The following is a 15888-nucleotide window of genomic DNA, read 5'->3' as shown; positions in this document are numbered from 1 at the left end:
CCAATACTGAATTATTATCTATTCGTTAGTTTGTGAATTATATTTGTATCAATATTTAATGCTGCTTTGTTTTGCTCTTGAATGGCTTCAAACACTTCACTTCGGTGGACTTTTACGGATTTTGGTGCAACTATACCTAATTTTACTTGTTCTCCTTCAATTGCTAATACTTTTATTTCAATATGATCTCCAATGATGATTGACTCGTTTGTTTTTCTCGATAAAACTAACATCACTTTACACTTCCTTTTAGTTCAGCGATAGGAAAGCGTAAAGGATAAGCTTGATTGTCTTGCAATACAATTTGTTTTCCACATTTTTTTACGCTATTAATTACAATTGGAGCAAGTAAATTTAGAGTTGATTCTTCAAAAGGTTCTTTTAATGTTACGATTGAATAAGCAATTAAATCTTCCTTTTTTTCAACTTGCAACTCTTTTCTATCTACTTCACTAATATCAAATGCATAATCCTTTTTAAAGGCAAAAGGATACGCAACGACAAAACCTATTTGCGATTCTTCAATGGATTGAAATATCGCCAATGGACTATCCTTATCTAAAGGAAGTAATACATATTTCGTATATTCTTCCAATCCTAAAAGTCCGCTCGTTAACGTGATAACTTCTTCTTCCTGTATTTCAACTTCACCTAAAAACTTTGTGTGAATTTGCATTTTACTTCTCCTATCTATAAGATGACATCGATTTCAACTCTTGGATATTGTAATACTTCTCCCGTTACTTTCCCAGGTGTATATTCATGAATTGGTTTATTCACTTGCACATCGATTTTCGGTTTTTGTGGTGTAATATTTATTTCCGTTTCACCCGGAATATAATCAATTTTTACAGAACCTACGGATGGGACAAATTTTACATTGAATGGTACACGTTTTGGACCATGGTTCTGTTTCGCAATATTTTGGATTGTTTGACGGCCTAAGCCTTTTCCAGCATTCTCCATCATTTGTCGCCCTTCTCTAGCTCTTCTTGCGATACCTTCCAGCACGGCCTTTTTTCCTTCTTTGGCATAATTTTCAACCGATTCCAATGGACCAATCATTCCGATGTCACGTCGAGCTTGAGATAAATCGATTATCAATTGTCCACGTATTGTGTTTATTTCTAAAATAGCAGCAGGTTGTTCGATATGCTGTGTGGCTTTTGGTTGACGAATAATTTGAACAGGATCATGAATTTGTAAATCCAAGATGATATCGTATGTACGAATTTGAATTTGGGGAAACTTCATTTAAAATCACCTTCATTTCAAGAAAAGCGTTTGAACAAATTGTCCAAACGCCTAATTTTATTTTAGTTTATTTTTCAATGAAGTTATCTTGTCGTAACTAACCAGCAACAATTATCGAATAAAATCGACTAGAGTTTGTTGAATAATCTTTGCTCCAACAGATAGAGCTGCTTGGTGAATCGATTCCGCTGTCACCATTTCCGTTATAGCTTTTGCATAGTCTACATCTTCGTTTTCAGACATTTGCTTTGTTACGTTAATTTCATGACTTTCTAATCTGTTTGTCATCATTTCCACACGGTTTTGTCGGGCACCAATATCTGCTCTGTGAGATAAAACATCTTCATAAATTTTTTCTAAACCTGGTATATCATCGTCTGCATTTATTCCTAATGTTTTTGAGAATTCTTCGCCTGTAGTTGCCGTCGCTAAAAGTTCAGAAACCTTTCCCATAAACTTATCGATGTCTCCAAAAAGTTTTTCACCAGGTGTATTTACTTTCATTGTAATTCCATCGAACACTTCAATGATTACATCTTCTGAATTGATGTTTGAATTAACTTCCTCTGCTCCTTTTTCAAATACTGCAGAGTGAGTTTTTGTACCAGAAAATACGTATTTATCTGCCACTTTTGTATTTGCTAAATCCCGTAATTGTTCTTTAATTTGATCGATTTCCGCTTTAATTTTTATGCGATCATCTAGTGTATTCGTATCATTAGCTGCTTGCACAATTAGTTCTTTTACACGATGTAAAGCTGAACCAACTTGATCTAAAGCATCGTCAGATGTATCTAACCATGAGTTGACAGTTCTTATATTTCGGTTAAATTGTTCTGCTTTATTTAAGTCCGTACGATAGCTCATACCCTTTACTGTAGAAACTGGGTCATCTGACGGACGGGTAAACTTTCTACCAGTTGTTATTTGGTCTTGTAATTTTCCCATTTTCGAATAACTGTTACTTAAATTCCGCAACATGTTACTCGATAACATCGATTGTGTTACGCGCATGTTTTTTCTCCTTTCCTCACGATTTGAAGGAAATTAAATTATAGTCCTACTCTTCCCATACCATTTATAATTTTATCTAACGTTTCGTCAATTACGGTTATCATACGAGCGTTGGCATTGTAAGCTTGTTGGAAACGAATCATATCTGTCATTTCTTCATCAAGTGAAACTGAACTCATAGAAGCACGATTGTTTTCCACTGTTAATCGAATCGTTTCAGAGTTTGTTTTTAATTGGTTTGCTTTCTGTCCATCTATGCCTAGTTGGCCAATTAAACCTTGATAGAATGATTGAAAAGTAGCTCCATCCATATTCAGATTGTTAGGTAAATCCACAGGTTCCAGTATTGGATTGCCGTCACCGTCTACTCCCGTTTGAACTGTGCCTACTGTGTGTTCATCTATTATCGGCATTGATTGTAGATTAGCTAAAACAAGCGCCCATTTACCATTTCCTTCTTCACCTTGAGTATCTGAAGCTGCAAGTAAATTTGGTTCTGCTATAATTTCATCTTTTACTTTAATAGTTCCAGCTGTAAGATTTTTTTCTTCAAAGAAAGGTTTACCTGTTAATGATGTATCAGGATCATCACTATCACCTAATGTGTATCCAGCTTCATGAATTTTATTAAAAGACTCTACAAAGGCTTTAGCCAATTTATCTAATTCACTTAACATATTTGGATAATATCCACCGATTGGATTATTCGTGTCATTAGTGCTATAGCCGTATGAGTCAATTAGGGAAAGTAGTTTTCCTTTAAATTCTTGAAAATCGGTTTGTTTTAATTTTAAGTCTTGTGTGCCTCCCCCTATCGTATTTACAACTAACTTATCAAAAGGGGAATAAGCTATATTAGGATTTCCTGCATCTTCATCTCCGTCTACATTATTACCATTCATATCAATCGCTTCTAATGTAGCAAAATTTCTACCATCTACTAAAACGATTTGTAGTGGTTTCCCATCAACATCTTTCAATTCACTATTTAATGTGATTTTATAACTTCCCTCAGCCACATCTGAAGCGTTTCCACCAGATGGTACTCGTTGGATAGAAACTGGTATATATTCATTTAATTCATCGACTAAAAGATCGCGTTTATCATATAAATCATTCGGCACGTAGCCATTTGGTTCTACGGCTTGGATTTGTCGGTTAATGTCTGCGATTTGTTGCAAAATGGAGTTGATTTGTTTAACGGAAACATTGATTTCATTTCCTAAGTTTCCTTGAATTTGCTTTAGCTGTGTGTCGATATAATTGAAAGAATCTGCTAAATGCACCGCTCTTTGGATGGCCACTTTTCGCGCGGCCGTGTCTTCCGGATTGGCGCTTACATCTTGTAGCGCACTCCAAAACATGCGGAAAGCTTCATCTAAACCATATTCTGAAGGCTCAGACATGATATCTTCCATTTGTGCAATTGCCTTTGCCTTCGATTCCCAATAACCGAGCTTATTTGTTTCTTGACGGTATTGGCGATCGATAAATTCATCTCGAATTCGCTGTACAGAGCCTGCTTTAACACCTGTCCCAATAAATCCAGGAGTTTTTGGAGCATTTAACCCCATACCTGGATATCCTAAAGTCGGCTCCATATTTACCCTCTGACGAGAATAACCAACCGTATTCGCATTCGCAATATTATGTCCTGTTGTATAGAGAGCGCTTTGTTGAGTAAAAATACCACGCTTACTTGTTTCTAACCCCATAAATGTGGAGCGCATAGGGTCTCCTCCTTATCCAAAGTTGATATTAAAAAACGAGGAAGGAATGAAATACCTTCCCCCAAATCGATTTATCATAAGGAAGGGGGGCAAGACCTCCCATATATTTCCTTTGTTCTATGTATTGTTAACTGCACGCTAAGCAAGAATTATTTTTTTAATCAACTAAGCCTGCGAATCAAACATCGACTTTCGCAAAACATTACCGCTGCGTACAGTTTTCTCCGAATAATTGAACTCTTCAGGTTGCGGTCGCAACATATTCAATGTCACATTCACTAATTGCAGTGAATTGTAAATAAGCTGTTGATTCAAATCATTTTGTTTTTTTAAATCATCAATTACTTTCAATAATCGATTTCGTACATCGGATAGTTGTTGGCTTTCTTCCTCGTCCTCAATTACTTCCAATAACTCAGCAACTGATGGAGGAGAGGATACTTTAATGCCTTTTAACTGAAAAAATTCCACAACCTTCTTTTGACGCAGCTGTTCTAATTGTTCGATCGCAGCCACATGGGATTGTTCAACTTTTAACATTTTATCCAGTTCTTCCATGTCATTGTTTTTCACAAGTTCCGTCTTTCTATACGCATGCTCCAGCAAACTTTTATGCATTTTTTCAAGCTTCTCTAAAATTGAAATAATCGGTTGAACTGACATGGTTTTGAACTCCTTTAAATAATTTCCTTTTGATCTCAAGAAATCTTTTCATCGAGCTTGCTTAATATAAGCTCATTGAAAAAATTTCTTTTATCTCGATGATTTTGTTTTGAGTCATCTTAACGGAGACGGTAATATTTCAACATATCCTCAGCCACTTTCTGAGCATCGACTTTATATTGACCTGATTGGATTTCCTTTTTTAATTTTTGGATTTTTTCCGCACGCTCTTGACTATAATCGGACACTACCTGCATTTCTTTTGCTGCATCTGAAATTTCTATTCTATCTGCAAAAGCATTTTTTGCTTTTACAGTATTCACATTTCGCTGTTGTTTCGTATAAGGATTTACTGAATTCGTATTGATTGGATTGATTTTCACAAGTTAGCCCCCCTTCATAACCTGTCTAGTTATTATTTCGGTTTGTTCACGAAAATGTTAAATGAGTTAAATAAAAAAACTCACATCTGCTTTACACCATTATTTAGTATAACAACAATGGCGACGTGAGCAAATTGTGAGCCGTTTATTATTATTTTTTATTTTTTTCCTTATCAGCTAGATAAGTAAGACGTTCACTTTTTTCAATACTTTCTCTAAATTCTTTCGCCGCTTCAAAAGTACGCAAATCTGATTTTAATTCAGTAACGCAACTTTCACATAGCTTCCCTTTTTTCGTTAAACGTCCACAGTTATCGCATGGATAGCCTAAGTTTGGAAAAACTGCTGGATGAAGGCGCCCTTTACGTACCCATTTAAACAATAATTCCCTATCTACTCCTGTTGCCTCTACTATTCGATCCACTGTCGCAGCACGGTTTTCTCGTTTTCTTAAAAAACGATAAACAATTTGATACATTTCTTCTTCTTTTTGAGAACATTTATAACAAACATCTCTAATGCCTGTATAGTTAAAAAATTCACCACAACTCGGACAATTTCGGATCTCTGCCAAAACTAGCCCCCCTATCAATAAAGAAGATTGACTAAAATATCCACATCGTATTAAAACCATTATACAACAATATAGTAAATTGTCCTATTTTGATAAAAAAATACTATTATCTAGTAACTAATTTTGTAAATAATGTTCACACTTTTTTAACATTTTGGCAAGATTTTAATTGTGACATTTTGTGTAATATATGCTAAAAAAACAGATTTTTTAATGGATCGCTCATTGCTTAGTTTCTTATCTCTACTCATAGGAGTTATTGCAAATTTTCTCTTCATTTATAGAAACCCGACTTTATTAACGTAAAAGCTTTTACCGATTTGGCACCTCCTTCAATAAGCACCCGTTTGGCATGTCTGATTGTCGTTCCTGTCGTATATATATCATCAACAAGGAGAATTTCTTTCCCTTCCACTTGTACCGTTTTTTTCAATTTAAAAATTTGTGGCGTATTCATCCGTTCCTCTCTCGTTTTTCCTCCTTGAGTTTCTGTCGTTATTTTCTCCAACAAATGAACATAAGGGATTCTTGCTTGCTTCAGTAATTCATCCACATGACTAAAGGTGCGTTCCTTTAATTTTTCAGGATGCATCGGAATTGGGACTATCATTTCTTTCCGATTTTTTAAATTGTAATAAATTTCCTCACGAAACACTTTTGCGAGCAGCACATCATGCATGAACTTATAACGATGTAAATAATCTTGCATCGCTTCGTTATAGTAATATAACGATACTACTTCTTCATCCTGTTCATGGAGACACCACTCAAATTGATTTTCACATTCTTCGCAAATTACTTTCGGAAATCGATTGAAGAAAAGCCGTTTCCAATCCATCTGACTATTTAATGGTGCGTTGCAAAGAAGGCAATTCTTGACTTCGTTGCGATTCATTTTATCCTCCTTTTTATTTGATTGTCCTATTGAAATCCCTCCTTATTTAATCGAAGGATTTCATTTCTCGCTGCATCCATTTCAACCGAGATTCCGTGATGGAAAAAGACGATCTCACCGCCAGGAAAATTTACATTTCTCCCAACACGACCGCTTATTTGAATCAACGCGCTCGATGTAAAAATTTTTGATTCTGCCCCTACGACCGCAACTTGCACATTGCTGATTGTTACCCCTCTTTCTAATATTGTCGTTGTTAATAATCCAGGGATTTCTTCATTTCTCAATTTCATGACTTTCTCTTTCCGTTCTGGATCTTTGGCATGAACGCTTAAAATGTCCGGATGAATTTGTTGAAATAGTGGTGCGGCTTTTTGCATTAAGTGAATCGTCGGAAAGAAAATGAAAAAGGGTTCTCCTTGCTCAATTCTCGATTTCGTCCATAGCGCTAATTTTTTTGGAATTCTTCCTTTATTTATTTGCCTTTCATAAAACCAAAGAGACTCAAATCGAGGTACTGGGAGCGAATGACCATGATATCGCTTCGGAATAAACGAATAACCCCATCCGTCTTTTTTAACCTTCGATAAAATTCGAACAGATGGAGTTGCAGTGACAAGTGCGACAGGAGCTCCTTTCTTCTTTGATTTCCATACCGCCTTTTGCAATGAAATATCGTAAGTATATGGAAACGCATCCGCTTCATCCACTATGACCATATCAAATGCCTCTTCAAAGCGATAAAGTTGATGTGTCGTTGCGATGACGAGTTGAGCGGTTCCCTTTTGTTTTGGGGCATTGCCATAATAGGCATGGATAACCGTATTCGGAAAAACTTTTTGAAAACGAGGAAATAATTCTAATACGACATCTGTTCTTGGCGTTGCAATACAAATTCTTAATCCTTCTTGTAAACAATGGAAAACGGCGGGAAACAAAATCTCAGTTTTACCCGCGCCACACACCGCATGCAAGAGATGGTTCCGTCGTTGAATTATGCTGTCTAGCAGCTCTTTTGAAGCTTTTTGTTGAAGCTCCGTAAACATGCCATTCCAGTCGAGTATGTGATGTTTAGGAAATTTTTCACTCGGACCATTCCAAACTAAAAGATCTGTACAACTACTCATCCTCCCCATGTTGATGCAATGTCTACAGTAAACGCAAATTTTCCTACATCGCGCACATTCAAATTCTACAAATTCTTGTTGATTATCATTAGAACAGCGGTTGCAAATATATTTTTTATTAAAGAAGGGGAAAAAAGAATGTTTTTCTGAAATAGCAGGCTTTACTTTGAAATAGTTGTTTTCGATATAACGATCAATCTTTTCTTTTGAAAAAGGAGTATTTTCCCTGGACCAAACTTTCCCGATAAAGAATTCACGAATTTCAGGTTCTACGATGATTCCTTTATATTGTCTTGCTTTAGTTAGCTGCACTTTGTGTTTCATACAATCCTCCTTTTTGAAGCTCCTAATATCAATAAAAAAGCCTCTACTATTACAGTAGAGACTACAAACGTTTACTCTTCTATTACCGGAACCCAGCCTAATCCTAATGAGCCTTCTCCTAAATGAGTGCCAATCACTGGTCCAAAATAACTTAAATGAAATTCCACGTTCGGAAACTTTTCTTGCATTTTCGCCATCCACTCTCGTGCTTCTTGTTCCCGATTGGCATGAATCACCATAGCATGAATACGATCATATTTTGCTGCATCTTGCGAAAGCAGTTCTTCCACACGATTTAAGGCTTTTTTCTTCGTGCGAATCTTTTCAAATGGGACAATAACTTTATTTTCGAAATGAAGAACTGGCTTAATTTGCAACAATCCTCCCACAATGGCAGCTGCAGATGATAATCTTCCTCCCCGTTGTAAGTGAGACAAGTCATCAACAATAAAATAAGCACGCATGCGGCTTTTTATTTCTTCTAATTTCTCTAATATTTCATCAGAAGTTTTTCCTTCTTTCGCCATTTTTGCTGCCTGCACTGCGTAGTATCCTTGCGGCGCACAAGAAATTTCACTATCAAAGCCATGCACTTTAATGCCTTCTACTAAATTGCCGGCCTGCATTGCACTTTGAAATGTTCCGCTAATTCCACTGGATAAATGAATGCAGATAACTTCATCATAGTCTTTCGATAATGTTTCAAATAATTCCATAAATTTACCAATAGGCGGCTGAGTCGTCTTCGGGAACACCTTTGCTTCACGAACTTTATCGTAAAACTCTTTTGCATGAATTTCGACTTCTTCTTCGAACACACCATCTTCTAATGTCACACTTAATGGAATCATATAAATATTGTATTTTTCACGTTCTTCAGGCGATAAATAAGCTGTACTGTCCGTTACAACTGCGATGCTCATATATTCACTCTCCTATGTAATTTATCATACAGTAATAATGCATTCTTGTTAATAAGAAAAAAACTACAAAAAGAATGATTGTGAGACTTGAAAGAGAAAAAACTTGCTCATGTGATATTAACAAAATTTAAGTATTAAAATTTTCTAAAAGGATAATAGTCAAACTTCAGAAGATATTAGCCAATCTGAGCATGATAATAGTCAAATTCGGGAAAATAATAGCCAAGCCTCAAAAAACCCTTTCCTAATCATGGGATAATAGTCAAACTTCAGAAGATATTAGCCAATCTGAGCATGATAATAGTCAAATTCGGGAAAATAATAGCCAAGCACAAAAAATCAATCCCCTGAAGATGGGATAATAGTCAAACTTCAGAAGATATTAGCCAATCTGAGCATGATAATAGTCAAATCTCGAAAAATAATAGCCAAGCCTCAAAAATTCCTTCCCTGATCATGGGATAATAGTCAAACTTCAGAAGATATTAGCCAATGTGAACAAGATAATAGTCAAATTCGGGAAAATAATTGCCAAGCCCAAAAAAATCCCTTCCCTAGCCATTGGATAATAGTCAAACTTCAGAAGATATTAGCCAATGTGAGCGTGATAATAGTCAAATTCGGGAAAATAATAGCCAAGCCTCAAAAAACCCTTTCCTAATCATGGGATAATAGTCAAACTTCAGAAGATATTAGCCAATCTGAGCATGATAATAGTCAAATTCGGGAAAATAATTGCCAAGCACAAAAAATCAATCCCCTGAAGATGGGATAATAGTCAAACTTCAGAAGATATTAGCCAATCTGAGCATGATAATAGTCAAATTCGGGAAAATAATTGCCAAGCGAAAAAAATCAATCCCCTGAAGATGGGATAATAGTCAAACTTCAGAAGATATTAGCCAATCTGAGCATGATAATAGTCAAATTCGGGAAAATAATAGCCAAGCGAAAAAAATCAATCCCCTGAAGATGGGATAATAGTCAAACTTCGGGAGATATTAGCCAATTCGAGCATGATAATAGTCAAATTCGGGATAATATTTGCCAAGCGAAAAAAATCAATCCCCTGAAGATGGGATAATAGTCAAACTTCAGAAGATATTAGCCAATCTGAGCATGATAATAGTCAAATTCGGGAAAATAATAGCCAAGCCTCAAAAAACCCTTCCCTGATCATGGAATAATAGTCAAACTTCGGGAGATATTAGCCAATCTGAGCATGATAATAGTCAAATTCGGGAAAATAATAGCCAAGCCTCAAAAAACCCTTTCCTAATCATGGAATAATAGTCAAACTTCAGAAGATATTAGCCAATCTGAGCATGATAATAGTCAAATCTCTAAAAATAATAGCCAAGCCTCAAAAATTCCTTCCCTGATCATAGGATAATAGTCAAACTTCAGAAGATATTAGCCAATTCGAGCATGATAATAGTCAAATTCGGGAAAATATTTGCCAAGCGAAAAAAATCAATCCCCTGAAGATGGGATAATAGTCAAACTTCGGTAGATATTAGCCAATCTGAACAAGATAATAGCCAAATCTCGAAAAATAATAGCCAAGCCTCAAAAATTCCTTCCCTGATCATGGGATAATAGTCAAACTTCAGAAGATATTAGCCAATGTGAGCAAGATAATAGCCAAATCTCGAAAAATAATAGCCAAGCCTAAAAACACTTCCTTAATTAGTCACTCCCGCCTACCTTCCTGCACAAAAAAATATCATCCAATCCAAAGTTGGATGATCCTTTTTCTTTTACTGGTCTAACTTTTCCATACCTACAATCCTTGTAATTTTCCAATCATCATTTTCCTTCACAAAGATTGTAACTTGTCTCACCGTACGATTAAGCGTTGCATCTGTTCCATGTTCTTTCACATGATAATCAATATTCGCAACCACATGAGCTTCGTCTTCATCATACTTCACAATCGTTGCATCTGAATCCTCTAATTTCACATCATGATTTTTAAATGTTTCTTTTAACATTTCAATTTCTTCTTCATAATTAAATCCAATTGCATTTTTGGAAAGAACATTTGCGTAGCGATTAATATCTTTCGCATTAAATGAATTAATATATTCATCAAAGGCAGCAATAATTTTTACTTTTTCATCAACAGGAACATTCGCCGCTTCAACAAATTGGTCACCGATCATTTCAAACCCAATTGTCTCTTCTGACTCCCCAATTGTATTTTCTACGGATGAAATCGCTTTAGAATTAGAATCAGTATCTGAATCATTATTTCCACAAGCAGTTAGCAGGAATACTGCAGAAACTACTAAGATTAACCAGTTCTTCATTTACCCTTACCTCCCAAGGCAATATTGTAGCATATGTGCAACTACCATTTCTATTGATGCAGATTTTTGTCGAAATTACAAGAAACATTTCATCATTTACTTAAGACGAAATCACCTTAAACTTAGTTGCCTCGATTTACAAATCCTCTCCATTACGCACCATTTGCATAATTGAATTCAAAACATACTAAGATTAGTAGTACAAACCAAGGCCAAGGTTTGTGCTTATAGTAGAAGTGAAGAAAAGTCGACCAGCCTCAGGGATCTTTGAATCCGTATTAAAAACTGGCTAACTTCACACCCTTATGAGAATCAGTTTAGTATGTTGGGTCCATAGAGATCGTGTATAAGAAAGTGGAATCGATAAGGTAATGTGAAGACTTCTATGAATTGGCAAAGAAGGAGTAATGGAATGAAACATGTTATTGGATTAGAGTACAGTAACGATCTATGATAGTTATCGTCAGTGCAAATATGAAGGTGAAATCAATCATACACGAAGAGATTTTGAATAATTGCATAAGCGAAAAGTAGATATTACATCACTTGATGACCAAGCACCAGACATTGTATTTGAAGCAACAGGTGTTTATTCAAAACCGATTGAAGCATTTTTAAAAGATTACGGTTATGCATATTATCCCCTTGAAGCGAACTGACAAATGGCGAAGATGCGTCGACATAAAACCGATATAAGCGATGCTCATGAATTAGCCAAAACACATTTTAAAACGGAGAGAGAACCAACCTATATCCTATGATGATGAAATTGATGAAGAAATGATTTTATTAAAAAATCGTATGCATTCCATTTTACAATTGAGTTTTCCAGAATTAGAAAAAATACTGACACCAAATTCTGCACTATTTTTAAATATAGTACAACTATACCCTCACCCAACACTTGTTTTAGCTCACTCTAAAACTGTCATTAAGAATCGCCTAAAAGCGAATACAAGAAAGAACCTTTCTTTAGAACGTGCAGAGAAAAAAGCAATTGCTTTATTAGAAGCTGCTCAAAATAGTTATCCAGCGATTAAATCTACCGATGTGCGATGTGAACAAGTCCGTGATTACGCAAATCGAATAGCAGAATTAAAGGATAAAAAAGAAGCACTTGTCCAACAAATGATTACTTTATCAAAAGATCGAAAAGAGTATATGGTTTTACGTTCCATCCCTGGTATCGGTGATTCTACTGCTTGTAGATTAATTGGGGAAATGGGTGATATTCGTCGCTTTCAAAATGCTAAACAATTGAATGCTTATGCGGGAATTGATATTATGCGCTATCAATCGGGGAATACACAGTATCATGATCGTATTAATAAAAGAGGTAACAAACACTTGCGAAAGCTTTTATATTTTATGGTGTGTGCCATGATTATGAAGAAGAAAGATAAACCGAATCATTTTGTAGATTACTATTATAAATTAAAAACACAACCTCAGAGAAAGCCTCATAAGGTTGCGATTATCGCCTGTATCAATAAATTTTTAAAAGTGACGTTCCAGTTACTGACACATGGCATTTTATACGATTATGAAACTGCCTTAAGTTAAATAATCGATTAACTACACTATACCATAAATGACCTTGCGAAAAAAATAAAAATCGTTAGGTCTTTTTGGCATGCCAAAATTTAGTTGTAGTTGTGAGGGGGTACCCCCTCACAACTACAACTAAAATAAAAACATATACAATTTACTTGACTAATCGTAAGAAAAGGCTGGGACAAAAGGTTTTCAGCCTATTTGAAACTCTATTTTGAGCTTCAATATCGTTCGGTTTTTTAATTATATACCAAAATGCGTATGATAATTCTTTTTAAGAAGGCTAATTTTAGTTCTGTCCCAACCTCTTACAAAATTACAGTATGTAAATTTGTTCTTGGTGCTTATGGAATTATCGTACTTCCACCCAACCGTTTTTAATAGCGGTTACGACAGCTTGTGTACGGTCATTTACATTCATTTTTTGTAGAATGCTAGATACGTGGTTTTTCACTGTCTTTTCAGAAATGAACAATGTTTCACCAATTGCACGGTTAGATTGTCCATCAGTTAATAATTGCAGTACTTCACATTCACGTTTTGTGAGCAAGTGGAATGGACGACGAATTTCTGTTTGATGGAAGTTTCCTTTATTTTCATGCTCACTTAGGCGACGGAATTCAGCTACTAAATTTTTCGTTACTTTTGGATGCAAGTAAGATCCTCCATTTGCAACAACCTTGATTGCTTCTACTATTTCATCTGCATCCATTTCTTTCAGCATATATCCTAAAGCACCGGATTTTAAAGCGTGCGTAACATATGATTCATCATCATGAATCGAAAGCATAATTACTTTTGCATCTGGAAATTCTTGAATTAATTCTTTTGTTGCATCTACGCCATTTTTACCTGGCATATTGATATCCATTAACACTACATCTGGTAAATAGTCTCTATATAAACTGATGATGTCGCTGCCGTCATCGCCTTCTGCAACAACCTCAAAGGATTCTTCAAACTCTAAAATACGTTTTACTCCTTCTCGGAATAATTGGTGATCGTCAATAATGATTATTCTTGTCACAAAGCATTCCCCCTTAACAAGTATATTACAGTTGAAATTTCTGTTCGTTATTTGGATATGGTATTTTAAACATAACTACAGTTCCATTTCCAATTTTCGTTTTAATGTCCATCGAACCTTTTAAAATTTCAACTCGTTCTCTCATTCCAATAATTCCAAAAGATTGCTCTCTTTTGGATTCTAAGTCGAAACCACTACCGTTATCTTTTACAATAACATTTAAATTGTTAAGATTCCATTCTAGTTTAACCCAAATATCTGTTGGGTTTCCATGTTTTACCGAATTATTCACGCATTCCTGCACTAATCGGAAAATTGCGACTTCATAATTTGAAGGAAGTCTCGTTTCATTATTAAGAGATTGAAAATGAATGTCTACACCCTTGTTATATTCCATAATTGTGGACAAATATTTTTTTAATGTCGGCACAATGCCAAGATCATCTAATGCCATAGGACGTAAATCGTAAATAATCCTTCTTACTTCAGACAATGCTTCTCTAACTGTTTTCTTGAGTTCTGAAATTTCCTTTATAGCGGCATCAATGCCTCTTTCACGATATGTTTTCTCAATTAAATCAGCTCGCATCAAAACATTTGCCATGATTTGTGCAGGTCCATCGTGAATTTCACGAGACAATTTTTTTCTTTCCTCTTCTTGAGCGGCAATAATGTTTATGCCAAATTCATGTTTTAATTTTGCCTGCTCAAGTGCTGCACCCACATTTTTCAAATCGGATGTTAAATAATTTAACACGACATTCACTTGATTAACAATATGGTCGGCTCGTTGTATTGTATCGTATAATACTTTTAGACGCCGTTCAAGGTCATCACGTTTCTCTCGTAGGCTTTTTTCTTCAGCCTCGGAAAGTGATAACCGAATTTGCAAGTCGTTGGCAGTTTCATAAGCCTCTCTGACTTGCTGTTCTGAATATTTATCGAAATGTCTGCTAACTTCTACTAGCCTTTGTTTTGCCAGTTGCGTTTGGCGAGCTAAATTATCACTATTCTGAATAACTACTTTTAATTTCTGCTTAATTAATTCCAATTCGATTTTCATTTCCTCAAAGCTTCTACGGCTTTGTTCACTGATTATAAAAATATCATTTTTCGAATTGGTAATATTTTCAATCATCCGATTAAAGATAAAATCAATCGATTGGATATCAATTTTGTTTTTTTCATCAAAATACATGATTTGTCCCCAATCCAATTGGTGTAATATAATAAATTATATGTGAGCAACTATTAGTATTTAATGATTATATTATTCTAACATTATTATACCATTTTCCAGTAAACTTTTAAGAAAATTTTTTATTACAAGGAATTCGTTTTTTTGGAAAATAAAGGAGTTTTTGTAATGCGAAAGGACTATAAAACTGTTAAGGGTTATGGAGAAAAAGAGATTGTTATATCGAAATCTCGATTTATCGCTTATGTTGACAGGGCTGAAACTGAAGAAGAAGCTATTAATTTTATTAATAAAATAAAAAAGATGCATTATAATGCTACCCACAACTGTTCTTGCTATATGATTGGCGAGCATAATCAAATTCAAAAAGCGAACGATGATGGGGAACCTAGCGGAACTGCTGGCGTTCCTATGTTAGAGGTGCTAAAAAAACAAGGACTACAAGATACTGTCGTTGTTGTTACTCGATATTTCGGTGGCATTAAACTTGGAGCTGGAGGGCTTGTTCGGGCATACGGAAAAGCTACTACAGAAGGGATTGCGGCTGCCCAAGTAGTGGAAAGAAGACTACATCATGTAATGAAAGTAACGATTGATTATACATGGCTTGGTAAAGTGGAAAATGAAATTCGAAATTCGAAATATACCTTAGCTGAAATCCAATATGCTGACAATGTCGATATCATCGTTCATGTTTTAAAAGACGAAGAACAAGCCTTTGTCGAATGGATGACAGAATTAACTAACGGACAAGCGACAATTACATGTATTGACAAAATATTTATTGAAAGAGTCATTTCATAATCGTTTCAGTCCTCGAAAAAATTTCTTTTTTGTCAATATTTCATTGTCATAATTTTTCAATTTACTGTTTTTCGACAACATTGTATAATTATACGTATTGAACAAT

The 15888-nt window shown here is 35.2% G+C and carries 15 protein-coding genes and 1 pseudogene; 2 read left to right on the top strand and 14 right to left on the bottom strand.

The genetic code is table 11. The annotated features are described in order from the left end of the window. Window positions 1–14: 14 nt before the first annotated feature. From csrA to UtA1_RS06420, 12 genes are all read right to left on the bottom strand, one after another. A complete protein-coding gene (csrA, locus tag UtA1_RS06475) occupies window positions 15–233 on the bottom strand; it encodes a carbon storage regulator CsrA (RefSeq protein WP_096550435.1) in 219 nt (72 codons plus the stop codon). Continuing rightward, on the bottom strand, window positions 233–676 hold the full coding sequence (gene fliW, locus UtA1_RS06470) for a flagellar assembly protein FliW (RefSeq protein ID WP_096550434.1): 444 nt from the start codon (window positions 674–676) through the stop codon (window positions 233–235). Before fliW ends, csrA begins: the two co-directional genes overlap by 1 nt. A gap of 14 nt (window positions 677–690) precedes the next feature. Then, window positions 691–1254, bottom strand: coding sequence for a DUF6470 family protein (locus tag UtA1_RS06465; RefSeq protein ID WP_096550433.1), 564 nt, complete (start codon window positions 1252–1254; stop codon window positions 691–693). A 111-nt stretch (window positions 1255–1365) separates the two neighbouring features. Continuing rightward, window positions 1366–2268: a flagellar hook-associated protein FlgL gene (gene flgL, locus UtA1_RS06460; protein WP_096550432.1), complete on the bottom strand. Its 903-nt coding sequence runs from the start codon at window positions 2266–2268 to the stop codon at window positions 1366–1368. Between the two features lie 38 nt (window positions 2269–2306). Beyond that, window positions 2307–3998, bottom strand: a complete 1692-nt coding sequence (gene flgK, locus UtA1_RS06455) for a flagellar hook-associated protein FlgK (RefSeq protein WP_096550431.1) — start codon at window positions 3996–3998, stop codon at window positions 2307–2309. A gap of 165 nt (window positions 3999–4163) precedes the next feature. Beyond that, window positions 4164–4661 (bottom strand): flagellar protein FlgN, encoded by a 498-nt coding sequence (locus tag UtA1_RS06450; RefSeq protein WP_096550430.1) that lies wholly within the window; start codon window positions 4659–4661, stop codon window positions 4164–4166. A gap of 119 nt (window positions 4662–4780) precedes the next feature. Continuing rightward, a complete protein-coding gene (flgM, locus tag UtA1_RS06445) occupies window positions 4781–5044 on the bottom strand; it encodes a flagellar biosynthesis anti-sigma factor FlgM (protein ID WP_016837982.1) in 264 nt (87 codons plus the stop codon). Window positions 5045–5195: 151 nt separating this feature from the next. After that, window positions 5196–5618, bottom strand: a complete 423-nt coding sequence (locus UtA1_RS06440; RefSeq protein WP_096550429.1) for a TIGR03826 family flagellar region protein — start codon at window positions 5616–5618, stop codon at window positions 5196–5198. Window positions 5619–5892: 274 nt separating this feature from the next. Further along, window positions 5893–6513: a ComF family protein gene (locus UtA1_RS06435; protein ID WP_096550428.1), complete on the bottom strand. Its 621-nt coding sequence runs from the start codon at window positions 6511–6513 to the stop codon at window positions 5893–5895. A gap of 26 nt (window positions 6514–6539) precedes the next feature. Next, window positions 6540–7964, bottom strand: a complete 1425-nt coding sequence (locus UtA1_RS06430) for a DEAD/DEAH box helicase (protein WP_096550427.1) — start codon at window positions 7962–7964, stop codon at window positions 6540–6542. A 71-nt stretch (window positions 7965–8035) separates the two neighbouring features. Then, the gene (locus UtA1_RS06425; protein WP_096550426.1) at window positions 8036–8887 is read right to left on the bottom strand and encodes a DegV family protein; all 852 of its coding nucleotides are present in this window, start codon (window positions 8885–8887) and stop codon (window positions 8036–8038) included. Between the two features lie 1760 nt (window positions 8888–10647). Next, a complete protein-coding gene (locus UtA1_RS06420; RefSeq protein ID WP_096550425.1) occupies window positions 10648–11199 on the bottom strand; it encodes a nuclear transport factor 2 family protein in 552 nt (183 codons plus the stop codon). Between the two features lie 446 nt (window positions 11200–11645). Here UtA1_RS06420 and UtA1_RS06415 point away from each other — a divergent pair. Then, window positions 11646–12762, top strand: a pseudogene (locus UtA1_RS06415) (IS110 family RNA-guided transposase). Between the two features lie 343 nt (window positions 12763–13105). Here UtA1_RS06415 and UtA1_RS06410 read toward each other — a convergent pair. After that, a complete protein-coding gene (locus UtA1_RS06410) occupies window positions 13106–13780 on the bottom strand; it encodes a response regulator (protein ID WP_016837976.1) in 675 nt (224 codons plus the stop codon). Window positions 13781–13805: 25 nt separating this feature from the next. Further along, the gene (locus UtA1_RS06405) at window positions 13806–14978 is read right to left on the bottom strand and encodes a sensor histidine kinase (RefSeq protein WP_096550424.1); all 1173 of its coding nucleotides are present in this window, start codon (window positions 14976–14978) and stop codon (window positions 13806–13808) included. A gap of 168 nt (window positions 14979–15146) precedes the next feature. Between UtA1_RS06405 and UtA1_RS06400 the strand changes: the two genes are divergently transcribed. Beyond that, the gene (locus tag UtA1_RS06400; protein ID WP_096550423.1) at window positions 15147–15782 is read left to right on the top strand and encodes a YigZ family protein; all 636 of its coding nucleotides are present in this window, start codon (window positions 15147–15149) and stop codon (window positions 15780–15782) included. The last annotated feature ends 106 nt before the right edge of the window (window positions 15783–15888 follow it).

Origin of the sequence: Ureibacillus thermosphaericus, assembly GCF_002370195.2 — a bacterium.
In the GTDB taxonomy this organism is placed as follows: domain Bacteria; phylum Bacillota; class Bacilli; order Bacillales_A; family Planococcaceae; genus Ureibacillus; species Ureibacillus thermosphaericus.
This window is presented reverse-complemented; position numbering and strand designations above follow the sequence as displayed.